Source organism: Haloferax sp. YSSS75 (assembly GCF_046764215.1).
Classification (GTDB): Archaea; Halobacteriota; Halobacteria; order Halobacteriales; family Haloferacaceae; genus Haloferax.
This window is the reverse complement of the sequence record NZ_CP177206.1, coordinates 146,164-160,592: the sequence shown is the minus strand read 5'-3', so window position 1 is coordinate 160,592 and position 14,429 is coordinate 146,164. Positions and strand designations below refer to the sequence as shown.

Annotated in this window: 14 protein-coding genes; 4 read left to right on the top strand and 10 right to left on the bottom strand. The window is 62.4% G+C overall.

Annotation, left to right across the window (positions count from 1 at the left end; translation table 11 throughout):
* Positions 1-121: 121 nt before the first annotated feature.
* The 8 genes from ACK3R5_RS00905 to ahaH form a co-directional block, all read right to left on the bottom strand.
* On the bottom strand, positions 122-1,528 hold the full coding sequence (locus ACK3R5_RS00905) for an ATP synthase subunit B (RefSeq protein WP_411965205.1): 1,407 nt from the start codon (positions 1,526-1,528) through the stop codon (positions 122-124).
* 4 nt (positions 1,529-1,532) lie between these two features.
* Positions 1,533-3,293 carry an ATP synthase subunit A gene (locus tag ACK3R5_RS00900; protein WP_411965204.1) on the bottom strand — a complete coding sequence of 587 codons (1,761 nt, stop codon included), beginning with the start codon at positions 3,291-3,293 and terminating at the stop codon, positions 1,533-1,535.
* Between the two features lie 6 nt (positions 3,294-3,299).
* Positions 3,300-3,620, bottom strand: a complete 321-nt coding sequence (locus ACK3R5_RS00895) for a V-type ATP synthase subunit F (RefSeq protein WP_411965203.1) — start codon at positions 3,618-3,620, stop codon at positions 3,300-3,302.
* Positions 3,617-4,663: a V-type ATP synthase subunit C gene (locus tag ACK3R5_RS00890; protein ID WP_411967765.1), complete on the bottom strand. Its 1,047-nt coding sequence runs from the start codon at positions 4,661-4,663 to the stop codon at positions 3,617-3,619. Before ACK3R5_RS00890 ends, ACK3R5_RS00895 begins: the two co-directional genes overlap by 4 nt.
* Positions 4,660-5,244: a V-type ATP synthase subunit E gene (locus ACK3R5_RS00885; RefSeq protein WP_411965201.1), complete on the bottom strand. Its 585-nt coding sequence runs from the start codon at positions 5,242-5,244 to the stop codon at positions 4,660-4,662. The genes ACK3R5_RS00890 and ACK3R5_RS00885 overlap by 4 nt, the downstream gene beginning before the upstream one ends.
* A gap of 21 nt (positions 5,245-5,265) precedes the next feature.
* Positions 5,266-5,523 carry a F0F1 ATP synthase subunit C gene (locus ACK3R5_RS00880; RefSeq protein ID WP_411965200.1) on the bottom strand — a complete coding sequence of 86 codons (258 nt, stop codon included), beginning with the start codon at positions 5,521-5,523 and terminating at the stop codon, positions 5,266-5,268.
* 179 nt (positions 5,524-5,702) lie between these two features.
* Complete coding sequence (locus ACK3R5_RS00875) at positions 5,703-7,874, bottom strand: V-type ATP synthase subunit I (RefSeq protein ID WP_411965199.1); 2,172 nt, start codon at positions 7,872-7,874, stop codon at positions 5,703-5,705.
* Complete coding sequence (ahaH, locus tag ACK3R5_RS00870; RefSeq protein ID WP_411965198.1) at positions 7,861-8,193, bottom strand: ATP synthase archaeal subunit H; 333 nt, start codon at positions 8,191-8,193, stop codon at positions 7,861-7,863. Before ahaH ends, ACK3R5_RS00875 begins: the two co-directional genes overlap by 14 nt.
* 158 nt (positions 8,194-8,351) lie before the next feature.
* Between ahaH and ACK3R5_RS00865 the strand changes: the two genes are divergently transcribed.
* Positions 8,352-8,978 (top strand): methyltransferase domain-containing protein, encoded by a 627-nt coding sequence (locus ACK3R5_RS00865; protein WP_411967764.1) that lies wholly within the window; start codon positions 8,352-8,354, stop codon positions 8,976-8,978.
* A 258-nt stretch (positions 8,979-9,236) separates the two neighbouring features.
* On the opposite strand, the gene ACK3R5_RS00860 is transcribed toward ACK3R5_RS00865, so the two are convergent.
* Positions 9,237-9,719, bottom strand: a complete 483-nt coding sequence (locus ACK3R5_RS00860; protein WP_411967763.1) for a type IV pilin — start codon at positions 9,717-9,719, stop codon at positions 9,237-9,239.
* A 119-nt stretch (positions 9,720-9,838) separates the two neighbouring features.
* Positions 9,839-11,128 carry a hypothetical protein gene (locus ACK3R5_RS00855; RefSeq protein WP_411967762.1) on the bottom strand — a complete coding sequence of 430 codons (1,290 nt, stop codon included), beginning with the start codon at positions 11,126-11,128 and terminating at the stop codon, positions 9,839-9,841.
* 129 nt (positions 11,129-11,257) lie between these two features.
* On the opposite strand from ACK3R5_RS00855, the gene ACK3R5_RS00850 reads away from it, so the two are divergent.
* The 3 genes from ACK3R5_RS00850 to ACK3R5_RS00840 all read left to right on the top strand — a co-directional run bounded on the left by ACK3R5_RS00850 (position 11,258) and on the right by ACK3R5_RS00840 (position 14,203).
* Positions 11,258-12,391, top strand: a complete 1,134-nt coding sequence (locus tag ACK3R5_RS00850) for a helix-turn-helix transcriptional regulator (protein WP_411967761.1) — start codon at positions 11,258-11,260, stop codon at positions 12,389-12,391.
* Between the two features lie 73 nt (positions 12,392-12,464).
* The gene (locus ACK3R5_RS00845) at positions 12,465-13,259 is read left to right on the top strand and encodes an electron transfer flavoprotein subunit beta/FixA family protein (protein WP_411967760.1); all 795 of its coding nucleotides are present in this window, start codon (positions 12,465-12,467) and stop codon (positions 13,257-13,259) included.
* On the top strand, positions 13,256-14,203 hold the full coding sequence (locus tag ACK3R5_RS00840; protein WP_411967759.1) for an electron transfer flavoprotein subunit alpha/FixB family protein: 948 nt from the start codon (positions 13,256-13,258) through the stop codon (positions 14,201-14,203). Before ACK3R5_RS00845 ends, ACK3R5_RS00840 begins: the two co-directional genes overlap by 4 nt.
* Positions 14,204-14,429 lie beyond the last annotated feature (226 nt).

Here is a 14,429-nt window from a genome sequence, read left to right as displayed (position 1 = left end):
GGTTCGTGCGCACTCGTCGGGCGCGACTGCTTCGACGTGTACGGACACGAGGTGGCCGCGTCGCTCACGCCGGAAAATAGAGAGAGAAATCGGGACCGAAGCTGAGGAACGAAAACCCGGATTAGGCTTCCGCTTCGACCGTCTCGGCGTCTTCCTGGTAGTACTTCTCGATGAGCTCTTCGTCGATACGGTTGAGCTCGGACTTCGGCAGCGTCGACAGGAGGTCCCAGCCGATGTCGAGCGTCTCGGCGATGGTCCGGTCCGTGTCGAAGCCCTGGTTGACGAACTCGGCTTCGAAGCGCTCTGCGAAGTCGAGGTACTTGTTGTCACGCTCGGACAGTGCCTCGCGGCCGACGATGTTCACGAGGTCACGAAGGTCCTCACCCTCTGCGTACGCCGCGTACATCTGGTCGGAGACGTCGGCGTGGTCCTCGCGAGTGAGGCCCTCACCGATACCGTCGTCCATCAGTCGCGACAGCGACGGCAGCGGGTTGATCGGCGGGCGGATACCCTGCGAGTTCAGGTCGCGGTCGATGTATATCTGCCCCTCGGTGATGTAGCCGGTCAGGTCCGGAATCGGGTGCGTGTCGTCGTCACCCGGCATCGTGAGGATGGGAATCTGGGTGACAGACCCTTCGCGTCCCTCGATACGACCTGCACGCTCGTAGAGCTGCGCAAGGTCGGTGTACATGTAACCGGGGTAGCCACGGCGACCGGGGACCTCTTCGCGAGCCGCACCGATTTCGCGGAGCGCCTCACAGTAGTTGGTCATGTCGGTCAGGATGACGAGCACGTGGTAGCCCTTGTCGAACGCGAGGTACTCGGCGGTGGTGAGGGCGAGACGCGGCGTGACCGTCCGCTCGACTGCGGGGTCGTCCGCGAGGTTCGTGAAGACGACGGAACGCTCGAGTGCACCCGTGCGCTCGAAGTCTTGCATGAACTCGTTGGCCTCTTCCTGCGTGATACCCATCGCGCCGAAGACCACAGCGAACTCGGACTCTTCGTCGTCACCTTCTTCTTCAGGCACCGTTGCCTGACGGGCGACCTGCAGTGCGAGGTTGTTGTGGGGAAGCCCCGACGCGGAGAAGATTGGGAGCTTCTGGCCACGAACGAGCGTGTTCATGCCGTCGATGGCGGACACACCCGTCTGGATGAACTCCTCGGGGTACTCGCGGGAGTAGGGGTTGATTGCTGCGCCGACGATGTCACGTCGCTCGTCGGGGACGATTTCCGGGCCGCCGTCGATTGGCTGGCCGGAACCGTCGAGCACGCGGCCGAGGAGGTCCTCGGTCACGGGCATCTTGAGCGTCTCGCCGAGGAATCGAACGGACGCGTTCCTGTCGATACCGGTGGTGCCTTCGAACACCTGAATCGCGACGAGGCCCTCACTCGATTCGAGGACCTGTCCGCGCTTGGTTTCGCCTTGGGGCGTCTCGATTTCGACGATTTCGTCGTAACCGATCGGCTCGTCCACTTCGGCGAACACCAGCGGGCCGCTGATTTCGGTGATAGTCTGGTATTCCTTCATGGTCTCAGTACAGCTCGCGGAGTTGCTCGGTAATCTCTGCTTTCAGGTCCTCGATGAACGCATCCCAGTCTTCCTGGACGCCGATACGGTTCAGCTGCGGAGCCGCGTCGATGTCCTGAATCTCTTCGACGGGGACGCCGGCTTCGAGCGCCTTGAACGCCTCGTCGTTGAACGTGTGGATGGCCGTGAGGATACCGTACGTCTTCTCTGGCTCACAGAACGTGTCCGTCGGGTGGAACGCGTTCTGCTGGAGGTACGCCTCGCGGAGGTAGCGAGCGACTTCGAGCGTCAGCTGCTGGTCCGCTGGCAGGGCGTCCTTCCCGACGAGCTGAACGATTTCGCGGAGTTCAGCTTCTTCGTCGAGGACGTCGACGCCCCACTGCCGCTCTTCGGGCCAGTCGTCACGCACGTTCTCGACGAACCACGGGTCGAGCTGGTCCTGATAGAGCGAGTAGGACTCGTTCCAGTTGATAGCCGGGAAGTGACGACGCTCTGCGAGGTCAGCGTCGAGTGCCCAGAACGTCTTCACGATACGCAGGGTGTTCTGCGTAACCGGCTCAGAGAAGTCACCGCCGGGCGGCGACACTGCGCCGATGACGGAGACAGACCCCTCGTCACCGTTGATGGTGGTGAAGTAGCCGGCGCGCTCGTAGAACTCGGAGAGACGCGCGGCGAGGTACGCGGGGTACCCCTCTTCACCGGGCATCTCTTCGAGACGCGAGGAAATCTCGCGCATGGCCTCTGCCCACCGGGAGGTGGAGTCGGCCATCAGTGCGACGTCGTAGCCCATGTCGCGGTAGAACTCCGCGATGGTGATGCCGGTGTAGATGCAGGATTCACGGGCCGCCACGGGCATGTTGGACGTGTTCGCGATGAGGCACGTCCGTGCCATGAGCGGGTTGCCCGTCTTCGGGTCGTCGAGTTCCGGGAAGTCCTCGATAACCTCGGTCATCTCGTTACCGCGCTCACCACAGCCGACGTAGACGACGATGTCCGCGTCGGCCCACTTGGCGAGCTGGTGCTGGGTGACCGTCTTTCCGGACCCGAACGGACCCGGAATCGCGGCCGTCCCACCCTTCGCGATGGGGAACAGACCGTCGAGGATGCGCTGCCCGGAGATGAGCGGTTCACGCGGCGTCTTCTTCTCCGTCGAAGGACGCGCACTGCGAACCGGCCACTCCTGGTGCATCGTGACTTCTTCGCCGTTGTCGAGTTCGACGACCGTCTCGGTGACGGAGAACTCGCCTGCTTCGGCGGCGACGACTTCGCCACCGTCGAAGGACGGCGGGACCATGACCTTGTGTTCGATGGTCACGGTTTCGGGAACGGTACCCACGACGTCACCGGGGGCGACTTCGTCGCCTTCGGAGACGCTGGGTTCGAACTCCCACTTCTTCTCCATGTCGATACCGGGTGCGTCAACACCACGGTCGAGGAACGGCGAGCCCATCTTGGACTCGAGCACGTCCAGCGGGCGCTGGACACCGTCGTAGATGGCGTCCAGCATCCCGGGACCGAGGTCGACCGTCAGCGGTTCGCCCGTGTTCTCGACGGGTTCACCTGGGGCGACTCCCGAGGTTTCCTCGTACACCTGAATGGTCGTGAGGTCGCCCTCGATTTCGATGACCTCGCCCATCAGACCTTCGTCGCCGACGTAGACGACGTCGTTCATGCGGGCGTCAAGGTCACGGGCGGTCACGACCGGACCACTCACGCTTGCGATGAGACCGTCTTCGCGGACGGAATCTTGTGTTGCCTGACTCATGTTTGGTTATTCGTCCATCAGATCGATACCGATTGCTCTCTTGATCTGGTCGCGGAGGCCGCTCGCGCCACCAGAACCGCCGAGCGTAACGAGTGTTGGCTCGATACTCTGCTCGACCGACTGGCGGGCGTTACGCGAGAGGTAGTCGAGGTCTTCTTCGTGCATCACGATGATGCCCACGTCCTCGTCCTCGAGCGTTCGCATAACGGCCTCGTCGAGTTCTTCGTCCTTTGCTTCGTCCGGGACGTTCTCGAACTTGCGGACACCCGCAAGTCGGAATCCCGTCGTGAAGTCCGGACTGCCGATAACTGCGATTTCCTGGCTCATTGGATGACCAGCTCCTCCTGTATCTCTTCGGGGGGAAGCCCTGCTTCACGGCCGCGGGCAATCGCCCGAATGTTGTCCACCTCGCGCTCCTTCGCGAGGATGTACGAGATGACTGGCGTGACCGAAAGCGGGAACACGTAACCGAGTGTGTCCGCGTACTCCAAGAGCGCCGCGTCGAGGGCGCGCTCGAAGCCGATGAGGCTGTTTGCCTCTTCGAAGTCCGCCAGTGCATTCGAGAGGCGGTCACCGTACCGACTGTCGCGAATCTTCGAGACGAGTTCGTCCAGATTCGTCGCCAGCGACGCGAGCTCTGCCGCCCGGAACAGCGTGCCACCCTCGATGAAGTAATCGGTCGGGTCGAGGTCGGCACCGCTGCGGGCGATACGGAGCGCGTTGCGGGCGTTCCGGAAGTCAATCTCTGCTTCGAGGAATTCGCGGTACTGCTTCGTCTCTTCACCGACGACGAGTCCTTCGAGCAGTTGCTCGTAGAAGGCTCGGTCGACGGCGTTCTCCAGCGGAACGAGGACGCCAGTGTCTTCGTAATCGTCGTAGGCGGCCTCGAGACCATCTTCGAAAATCGTCCCCGACAGGAGCTCGACGGCTTCCTCGATTTCGCCTGCGTCGAGCAGTCGAGAGACGAGGCGGTCGTCGAACTCGCCGGCGCGGATGAGGTCGGATTCGACCTCGTCGCGTGCCGCATCGGAGTAGATACCGCGGATGATGGTCTTGACGTTCCACGCGTCGAACTTCCGGAGGTACCGCGCGATGAGGTCGTAGAGACGGCCGTCGGCCCAACTGAGGATGTCGTTGAACTGCTTCGCCATGTTGTGGTTCAGCCCGTACTCGATGAGGTCGACGCCCGAGTAACGGCTCCCGAGGGCGTTGATCTCACGTTCGTACTCCGACTCCTCCATGAATCGGGCGATTTCGGCCGGTCCCATACGGACCAGTTTGCGGTACTCTTCGTCTCCGAAGAGTGCACTGCGTCGCGCTCTCACCCGAGCGATAACGTATTCCGGATTTGAGCCGCCAGCAGTGCTCATTGGTCGTCGAACAGTCGCGCACTCACTTCCTTCAGGTTGTCCTCCCAGACTGTGTCGAGGACCGAATCGAAGGTGTTGTTCACCCGGACACGCGAATTCGTGCCTTCGACCACGACGCCACCGAGGCAGTCGCGCTCGCCGGACACTTCGTATCCATCGTAGTCGGCAAGGATATCTTCGAGCAGCTCGGCATCGTCAGCGCGGCCGTAGACGTGGACTTCGTCCTCGTCTTCGAACTCGACCGAGGCGGCGTCGAGGAGCGAGCGGGTGAGCTCCTCACGACGTTCGCCTTCGAGCGTGGCGAGTTCGTCTTCGACCTGAGCACGAACGCGCTGCAGAACGTCGCGGCGTGCGCCGAGACGGGACTGCTTCGCTTCGAGCTTCGCGCTGGAGAGCGCCTGTTCGCGCTCTCGCTCGAGTTGGTTTTCGACGGACTCCTCACGCTCTTCGACGAGCGCTTCGGCTTCCGCTTCGGCCTCGGAGCGAATCTCGTCTGCTCGTTCCTCGCCGGCCTCTTTGATTTCCTCCGCACGTGCGCGGGCTTCCTCTCGGATGTCCTCAACGACGTTGTCCAAACTCATGATGGGAAAGGAAGGGGTGGTTTAGACCAGGAAGACGACGACCAGCGCGAGAATGACGAGGGTCTCGGGAAGGACCGTAAGGATCAGTCCGTTAACGAAGAGGTCCTCGTCCTCAGCGATGGCGCCCATCGCAGCGGAACCGATACCACGCTCTGCGTAGCCAGCGCCGAAGGCGGCGAGGCCGACGGCCAGGGCCGCGGCGGCCGAGGGCTCGATTGCGGGAGAGGCAGCAGCTTCACTCTGCAGTGCAGTCATGAGGGGTTCAATTGCTTCAATCATTGTGTGTTCCTAAGTACCGGATTGTCGTCTCCGAACGTTCGTATGTGTAGCAAGGCGTCTCATAAAGGTTCCCAAAACAATCCACAGAATCACGGGATTTGGACGGTGTAGCGAGGGACTCGCACGGAGTGCGGCGGCTCTCGAAGCGGGTCTAAAGAAGTGTCACCGGTGAAGAGTTGTTAGTCTTCGGTGGTGAACTCGCGTTCGTAGCCGAACGGTTCGTACTCGCGGCCGCCGCCCTCGAAGAACTTGCCGAAGAACTCGACGTACTCGAGACGCACGGCCTGCAGGCCGGCGCTCGTGACACCGAGTGCGAGGACGAGTGCGTGGCCGAGCACGAGGACGAGGAGGCCACCGACCAGCCCTGCTGCACCGGAGTGCATCAGACCGGGGAACAAGATGACTGCTCCTTCGTAGTGCTCGAGAGCGTACTCCGGCCCGTAGTTGAGCAAGAAGTGGAACTCGCCGTGGTGTTCGTACGCCCCGAAGAACAGCAGGTTGACTGCGAACGCCATTCCGGCCTTCGCCAGCAACACTGCGGCGATACGGGTGTACGACAGAACGTTCGAGAGGACGCTGATGAACTCGACCAGTTCTGCGGGTTCGACCATCGCGAGGAACGCGAGACCGAGGAAGAACGCTCCGAGACCAGCCCATCCAACGATAGCCGGGAAGCCAGTGAAGCCGAGCGGGATGACGCCGTCACTGGCGAAGGTCGTGAACAGGAACTCCGGCGGGATGTCGCCGAGCGCGGGGCTCCAAATCCAGATCCAAAGCCCGTTGAGCATCAGAATCCACGAACCGGCTTCGAGGACTGCCTCCTTGACGTCGTGGAGCTGCATCTTGTCGTAGAAGTCGAAGATGTACCCCACGTTGAGGTGCAGGATACCGACGACGACGCTCACAGTGAGCCAACCGAGGGCCCACTCGGCGGTTGCCGGCGACAGGCCTTTCTCTATCGGCGCGTGTTCGAGACCGACCACACCGACCCAGAAGTACTCGGTGATGAGGTGCAGGCCGAAGATTTCGCCGTAGAGGATACCGAAGAGCGTCGTGAACGCACCGGCCGCGATGGTGACGCCGCCCATGCTCTTGAACGCGTTACTCTCGAAGTTCGAGTACAGGTAGTAGCCGATTGCGCTGTACAGGAGCCCGTACCCGAAGTCACCGATCATGAACCCGAAGAACGCCGGGAACGTCAGGAACAGGATGACGGTCGGGTCGAGTTCGTAGTAGTTCGGTCGGTTGACTGCCTGGACGAGCAGTTCGAACGGCTTGACCGGGCCGCTGTTGTCCTGGACGACCGGTGGTTCGTCGTTGGACATCGTGACCACTCCACCGTCCGTCGCGGCGGGCGTCCCACCGCTCTCTGTAACGTCTTCGGTCGCGTGGTCGTGCCCGTCGTGGGAGAACTCGGCGCGTTCGATTTCCTCGATGTCGACGCTCGCACCGACGGCGTTCTTGAGTTCGCTGGCGAACTCGTTGTACTGGTCGGTCGGAATCCAGCCTTCCGCGACGAACGCGTTCTCCGTCGTCGCAAACGAAAGCGGTGCTTCCGTCTTCTGGACGTCGATGGCGAGGCGTTCTTCGGCCGCGAGAAGGAATTCGCCTTCTTCGACCTTCAGGTCGTGAAGCTCGGACTCGACGGTGTCGAGTTTGGATTCGACTTCGCGCTTTTCCTGTTGGAGGTCACGGACGTAGTCTTCGGGACCGCCTTCCGCGTCCGGAATCTCGTACGTCGTGAAGTCCGACCCGACGAGCGCGTCCACCAGCGCCGTCTCGGAGGCGTTCTCCGTGGGACGAGCGAAGATGGCGTGCGTGCGCTGCCCCGAGAATATCTCGTAGGTGTCGACTTCGGGAGCATCGACGACGGCGCGCTCGACCGGTTCGAGTTTGCCCTGCCCGACGACGACCTGCAGCGACTCGTACCCCGAGAGAAGGTCGAGGTCGATGCCGAGGTCGACGAAAGGTTCCATCGCGTCGATTTCGTCGTCGATTGTGTTCTGTTTGTTCTTCAGTTCGGACCGGCGGTCGTCCAGTTCGTTGACCTCCGACCGAATCTCTTCGAGCGGTTCACCGAGCGCGTCGTCGGGGACGATGCGCTGGCGACCGGCGTCCGACTCGTCGACACCGAGGATGCTCTTGAGCGAGCGGACGGTGACGAGTTTGTCGGAGGCGCTCTCCGCGCCTTCGATGGGTGACCCGGTATCGAACCCGAACTCCTCCTGCCACGAACCGTCGTATTCGGTGACGTGGAGCAGTCGAAGGTCGTGGACAGCCTCGATGACCTCGGACATGACGCCCTTGGAACCGGTCACCGAGACTTTGCTCATCTGCTCAGGTCTGAGCATCAACCGCCTCCTCGAACTTGCCGACGGCGAATTCCACCGCGTCGTCGATGCGGGCTTCCGCCTCGGCAATCAGTTCTTCACGGACTTCTTCGCCCTCCTCGAGGATGCGTTCCCGCTCGGCCTCGATCTCCTTGCGCCCTTCCTGCAGACGCTCCGATTCGAGTTCGTTCGCCTCTTCTTCGGCCTCGGAGCGAATCTCGTCGGCCTCGCGGCGCGCCTCCGCGACGAGTTCCTCACGTTTGGCCTCGGCCTCTTCGACAATGTCGTCGGCCTCTTGCTCGGCCGTTTTGATTCGTTCGAGAACCTCTTGTCTCGGCATACTCGTATCACAGGAACGTTGCACAAGCGCTGTATAAGGTGTTTGCGGAAAGTGGGCGAGAGGGTCTGGGAATCACCCCCACCTCAGACGGGGTGATGACGCCCGAACCGCGAGACGAATCCGCACCGTTATCATCAGTGAGTCCTAATTCCGGCGCAATGGGAGTCCTCGAAAATAAAGCGCGGGCCCGCCTGTTCTACAAGTACCTCTCGAAGGTGTACGACCAGGTGAACCCGTTCATCTGGAACGAGGAGATGCGCGACGAGGCGCTCGAGATGCTCGACATCCAACAGGGTGACCGCGTCCTCGACGTCGGGTGTGGGACCGGATTCGGGACCGAAGGACTGCTCCGCTACACCGACGACGTCCACGGATTAGACCAGAGTATCCACCAGATGCAGAAGGCGTGGGAGAAGTTCGGGAAGAACGACGAGGTCCGGTTCTACCGCGGCGACGCCGAACGACTCCCGTTCGCCGACGATTCGTTCGACGTCATCTGGTCGTCAGGGTCCATCGAGTACTGGCCGAACCCCGTCACTGCCCTCGAAGAGTTCCGCCGCGTCGTCAAACCCGGCAACAAAGTGCTCGTCGTCGGCCCGGACTATCCGAAGACGGGCGTCTTCCAGAAACTCGCCGACGCCATCATGCTGTTTTACGACGAGGAGGAAGCAGACCGGATGTTCGAGGACGCAGGCTTCGTCGACATCGAACACCACATCCTCCAGCGACAACCCGGCAGTCCGCGTGCTATTGTGACTATCGCGCGCGCACCGGCGAACGAGTAAACCGCTCCACCGACTGCGACGACCAATCGTTCCACCGACTGCGACGACCAATCGTTCCACCGACTGCGACGACCAATCGTTCCACCGACTGCGACGACCAATCGTTCCACCGACTGCGACGACCAATCGCTCCACCGACTGCGACGACCAATCGCTCCACCGACTGCGACGACTCTGGATTACCCGAACGACGGCGAACCGAACGGGTTGCGCCCGAATCGCTCTTGTCACGCACTGTCGACTGTTCGTCGGCACGTCTCACGATGCAACCGTCCGCAGAACTGCGAGCGGTGTCTCTCCGTCGTAGACCCGGACGACGACGTCGTCACCGGCGGTCAACGCCGGGTCGTTCGTATCCGCGACTTCGAAACTCGCTCGCTCACCGGCCGTCCACCTCGGGTCCGACGCCGCGTTGAACGGCCCCGTCGGACCGGGTCGAAATCCCCGTGCCGAGAAGAACGGGACCGGTGGTTGGTACGCGAGTGCGTCGCCCTCGACGGTGATTCGAACTCGAAGTGTCCGCACGTCGAGCGGTGCACCTCCGTCGTGGGTGAGTGTGACCGCCCCACCGGAGACAGAGACCGAGAGCATCGTCGGTCGAACCGGGTCGGGCGTCGACGCGGCGGTGTCGAGGACGGCGACACCGACGCCGGCAGCGAGGACGACGACCACACCGACGAGGAGGACACTCCCGACGAGAACTGTCGAACCGCGAGTCGCACGGTGAAAGGGGTGAGACATCGAGACGGAGTGGCCCCGTCATCGGATAAGAACGTTCGCACGTCACGGACGTGGTGGCGACCCATCCCGTTAGACGGTTCGACGTTCTTCGGTTAGGCCGCCGTTCCCGTTTCTGGCAGTTACTGCGGCGCAATCGTCGTCGTATTCGCGTCCGTCGTGTTCGTCGCCAGCGCCGGAATCGGAGTCGGGTCCGTCGTGAGCACGACGGCGGAGTTCCCTCTGATAACGGTGATGGTGTACGCATTCGACGGTGAGACGGTCCAAATCGTCCCGTCGGCCCCAGTTCGGCCGAGGAGCGTACTCTCCTGACTGGCCTCGACGCCGATGGTGACGTTCGCGTCGATTGGGTTACCGGTGGGGGACTCGTTCAGTTGGATGCGAAGCGGGCCCCCGGGGTAGGTTCGGTAGACCGTAAGTTCGAGTCCGTCTTTGATTTCGGTCGCCGGCGTGCCGTTCGAAATCGAGTCGAGCGGACGTGTTTGGGACTCTTTGAACACTTTGCGACTCCCGCTGTCGACGTAGGCGTACAGTTGCCCTCTGTCGTGGCTGATGCGGACGAGGTAACTGTTCCCGGCACCGACCACGTCGGCACCGTTCTGTGTGGCGCGACTCTCCCAGACTTCGGGGTATCTCTCTGCGACGGTGTCCAGTGCTTCCGTCGGTGTGACGCCACCTTCGTCTCTGTTCCGGAGGTCACTGCGGTAGACCTCTCGGATGTAGGAGTCTTCCGTGACGGTACTCAAGACGACGCCCGACTGATTGGTTCGGACGGAGAACCGGGTCGGTTCGGCCTTCCCCGAGAGGACGTCCGCGGCGTGGGCGCGAACAGGTCCGGTGAAGGTGTCGAGTTCGCGTTCGAGTGCCGCCAGACGGCCCGAATCGACCGAGAAGTCCGGCGTCTCGGCGGCGAGTTCGCGCAACACGACGCGGCGCGATTCGAGGTACCGAGCCTCGGCGTCGATACGAGCGAGTTCGACGAGGAACTCACGTGCCGAGAGAGTCCCGGCGTTGAACTGTGTAATCGTGGACTGTTGGGCGCTCTGGAGCGCGATGGCTCGTTGTTCGACGCGGTTTAGCTCACCGAGTATCATCTGACTCCGGAGGCTCACGTCGTCGACCGACTCGATTCGTTCGACGGACGCGTGCGTCTGAATACGCCCACCGGCCCTGAGACCGGCGAACGCGAGTGAGGGACCGAGGTCGACGTGCCCGGTGTCAACGCTCGACGAGACCAGTGACGACTCCTCGATATCGAGGACTCGGATGGTGTCGTTCGCCGGTGGCTGCGTTTGCGCAGACAGCTCCCCGGAGAGCGCAGTCGCGTCGCTCGCGACGGGGGCGGTGGTGGCCGCGCCGAGAATCGGTGAGGCCACCAAGAGTACGACGACGAAGAGCGGGAGGGCCTTCATCGCTGTAAGGGTACACGACACCGGTACTAAAATGACCCTCTTGTAGTCGAAGACAGTCCGACGGTGATGGCCGCGAGGGCGTTCAGTCGATGGAAAGCGTTTTCATCGCCGGACGAAACGGATTCACGTATGCGGAGTGCCGTCATCATCGTTGCTCTCCTCACTATCGTCGCCGGTGTCGCGCTGCCGGCCACGGCGACTAGCCCGTCCGTGGCCAGTCTCGACGACGGTAAGACGCAGACGGCGCTCGACACACCGACTGCCGCCCAACAGTCCACCCTCGAACGTTCACCGCAGACGGATATCTTCATCGAACTCCACAGTGACCGGTCTGCAGACTGGCGAATCGAGATGCGGTACGAACTCGAAACCGAAAACGAGACTGCTGGATTCGAAGAGTTCGCACAGGAGTACGAAGCAGGAACCGCGGACGTCGGCCTGGATGCGGACCTCTTCGAACGAGTCAGCGAGACGGCCGAAGAACAGACGGGACGCTCGATGGCCATCGAGAACGTCACCGCGACGGCGAACATAGAAAACGACACTGGCATCGTCGTGCTGGCGTTCACGTGGACGAACTTCCTCGAACAGACCGACGACGGATTGCGTCTCGGTGACGCCTTCTCGTCAGGGACCGACGCGACGTGGCTCACGTCGCTTCAGTCGAACCAGAACCTCACGATTCAGACGCCACCGGGACACGCGGTCAGTAGTACGAGCCTCCCGCTCGAGAACAACGCCGTCGTCATCGAGGGGCCGCGCACCTTCGAATCGACCGAGCAGTTGACCGTGAGTTACGTCTCGACTGGCGGCCAACCGCCCGAGTGGCCGTGGGACCTCATCATCGGTGGCATCGTTGCCGTCGCCGTCGTGCTCGGTGGAACCGTCGTCTACCTCCGGCGGCGGCCGACGGACGCCGGTGCGCCATCCGGGCAGGGCACTGCTCCGACCCCTGACCGCGAGCCGCCGACTCCCGAGACGACGTCCGAATCGGAGGGCTCCGGCGAGGAGAGACCACCGACCGAACCCGACGACGATGGCGTCGACGTGGACCTCCTGTCGGACGAAGAGCGCGTCGAACTGCTCTTAGAGCAGAAGGGTGGCCGGATGAAGCAGGCGAACATCGTCAAAGAGACCGGGTGGTCCGACGCGAAGGTCTCACAACTCCTCTCGTCGATGGCCGACAACGGCCGCGTCGAAAAACTCCGACTCGGACGGGAGAACCTCATCTCGCTCCCGGACGAAGAGGAGCGCGAAGAGTAGTCAACCGACCGACTAGTACCTGTCGGGAATGGGTCGAAAACGTTTATTCGCCCCCATTCAATAGTAAACGTTGATGAAAGTTCTTGTAACCGTCAAAGAAGTCGCCGAAGTGGAGGAGGACTTCGAACTCGACGGCCTACACGTCGCAGAGCAGTACCTCGAGTACGACCTCAACGAGTGGGACGAGTACGCCGTCGAAGAGGCCGTCCAGATAGCCGAGGAGAACGACGACGTCGAAGTCGTCAGCGTGACTATCGGCCCCGAGCGCTCCGAAGAGACCATCCGCATGGCGCTCGCGAAGGGTGTCGACCGTGCCATCCGCGTGTGGGACGACGCGCTCGAAGACGTCGACCTTCTCGACGTCGGCGCGAAGACGCGACTCCTCTCGGCAGTCGTCGAAGAAGAAGACCCGGACATCGTCCTGACGGGCGTGCAGGCCAACGACGATAGTTTCGGTGCGACCGGTGTCTCGCTCGCGTCCGCCATCGACTTCGGGTGGGCCGCAGTCGTCAACGCACTCGACCTGGACGTCGAGGGTGGCGTCGCCAACGTCCACCGCGAACTCGAAGGTGGCGTCGAAGAGCTCACCGAAGTCGACCTGCCAGCGGTCCTCTCTATCCAGACCGGTATCAACGAACCACGCTACGCGAGCCTGCGCGGCATCCGGCAGGCCCAGTCGAAGGAAATCAAGCCGCTGGCGCTCTCGGACCTCGGCCTCGACGCCTCGGCAGTCGACTCCGAACTCGTCCTGACGGACATGTACGAACCGGAGACGGAGTCCGACGCCGTCTACTTCGAAGGTGAGGCCGGGGAGCAAGCCGCGGAACTTGCTGCTGTCCTCCGTGACGCGGGGGTGGGTGCCCAATGAGCGACGTTCTCGCTGTTGCCGAGCACCGCCGCGGAAACCTCCGTGACGTGTCGTTCGAACTCGTCACTGCCGGTGCCGAACTCGCTGGAGACGGTGACCTGCACCTCGCAATCATCGGCGGCGACGTCGATGCGTTCGCCGAGGAACTCTCGCTCGACGGCGTCGACGCCATCCACACCATCGCAGAGGGTGACGAGTTCAACCACGACGTCTACGTGCAGGCCGTCACCGCACTCTACGAGGAACTCGGGCCGGACTACGTCCTCATGGGCAACACGGTCAACGGCCTCGACTACGCGCCTGCCGTCGCGGAAGGCCTCGGCATCCCGCTCGTAACCGACGCAATCGGCCTCGAAAACGATGGCAGCCTCGTGGTCACGCGCGAGATGTACGCCTCGAAGGTCGAATCTACCGTCGAAGTCGACGCCGACAACGCCGCAGTCACCATCCGCTCCGCCGAGTGGGAACCCACCGAAGCAGCGGGCGAACCCGCCATCGAAGCGTTCGACTTCGAACTCGACGAGTCGCGCGTCCGCTCGCGCGTGGCAGGATTCGAAGAGGTCGGCGGCGGCGACGTCGACATCACGGACGCCGACGTGCTCGTCTCCGTGGGCCGCGGTATCGAAGAAGAAGAGAACCTCGAACTCGTCCAGAACCTCGCGGACGCGCTCGGCGCGACGCTCTCTTCGTCCCGCCCCATCGTCGACAACGGCTGGCTCCCGAAGGACCGGCAGGTCGGCCAGTCCGGGAAAGTCGTGACGCCGAAGTTCTACATCGCAGTCGGTATCTCCGGCGCAGTGCAGCACGTCGCCGGGATGAAAGGTGCCGAGAACATCGTCGCCATCAACACCGACCCCGACGCGCCTATCTTCGACATCGCCGACTACGGTATCGTCGGTGACCTCTTCGACGTGGTTCCTGAGCTTATCGAACAGTTCGAGTAGGTTCCACCCTACCCATGTTTTTGGTCCAGATTTTTGCGAGGGGAGCGCCAGCGAGCCTCGGAAAAAGGTGGTCGCACGTGGTTCCTGAGCTCATCGAGCAGTTCGAGTAGAACCACGTTCACGACCATCGCTTTTGGGGGTGTATTTACGAGTGTCACCGTCCCGACCCCACTGTTCCGATAGCGTCGCTTTCTGTCGGTCAGAAATTGACGGCTAGGGTGTCCGG

Excerpts from the sequence above, each read along its gene's own strand:
- ACK3R5_RS00905 (WP_411965205.1), bottom strand. The coding sequence starts at position 1,528 with ATGAAGGAATACCAGACTATCACCGAAATCAGCGGCCCGCTGGTGTTC.
- ACK3R5_RS00855 (WP_411967762.1), bottom strand. The coding sequence starts at position 11,128 with ATGAAGGCCCTCCCGCTCTTCGTCGTCGTACTCTTGGTGGCCTCACCG.
- ACK3R5_RS00895 (WP_411965203.1), bottom strand. The coding sequence starts at position 3,620 with ATGAGCCAGGAAATCGCAGTTATCGGCAGTCCGGACTTCACGACGGGA.
- ACK3R5_RS00850 (WP_411967761.1), top strand. The coding sequence starts at position 11,258 with ATGCGGAGTGCCGTCATCATCGTTGCTCTCCTCACTATCGTCGCCGGT.
- ahaH (WP_411965198.1), bottom strand. The coding sequence starts at position 8,193 with ATGCCGAGACAAGAGGTTCTCGAACGAATCAAAACGGCCGAGCAAGAG.
- ACK3R5_RS00840 (WP_411967759.1), top strand. The coding sequence starts at position 13,256 with ATGAGCGACGTTCTCGCTGTTGCCGAGCACCGCCGCGGAAACCTCCGT.
- ACK3R5_RS00890 (WP_411967765.1), bottom strand. The coding sequence starts at position 4,663 with ATGAGCACTGCTGGCGGCTCAAATCCGGAATACGTTATCGCTCGGGTG.
- ACK3R5_RS00885 (WP_411965201.1), bottom strand. The coding sequence starts at position 5,244 with ATGAGTTTGGACAACGTCGTTGAGGACATCCGAGAGGAAGCCCGCGCA.
- ACK3R5_RS00880 (WP_411965200.1), bottom strand. The coding sequence starts at position 5,523 with ATGATTGAAGCAATTGAACCCCTCATGACTGCACTGCAGAGTGAAGCT.
- ACK3R5_RS00875 (WP_411965199.1), bottom strand. The coding sequence starts at position 7,874 with ATGCTCAGACCTGAGCAGATGAGCAAAGTCTCGGTGACCGGTTCCAAG.
- ACK3R5_RS00845 (WP_411967760.1), top strand. The coding sequence starts at position 12,465 with ATGAAAGTTCTTGTAACCGTCAAAGAAGTCGCCGAAGTGGAGGAGGAC.
- ACK3R5_RS00900 (WP_411965204.1), bottom strand. The coding sequence starts at position 3,293 with ATGAGTCAGGCAACACAAGATTCCGTCCGCGAAGACGGTCTCATCGCA.
- ACK3R5_RS00860 (WP_411967763.1), bottom strand. The coding sequence starts at position 9,719 with ATGTCTCACCCCTTTCACCGTGCGACTCGCGGTTCGACAGTTCTCGTC.
- ACK3R5_RS00865 (WP_411967764.1), top strand. The coding sequence starts at position 8,352 with ATGGGAGTCCTCGAAAATAAAGCGCGGGCCCGCCTGTTCTACAAGTAC.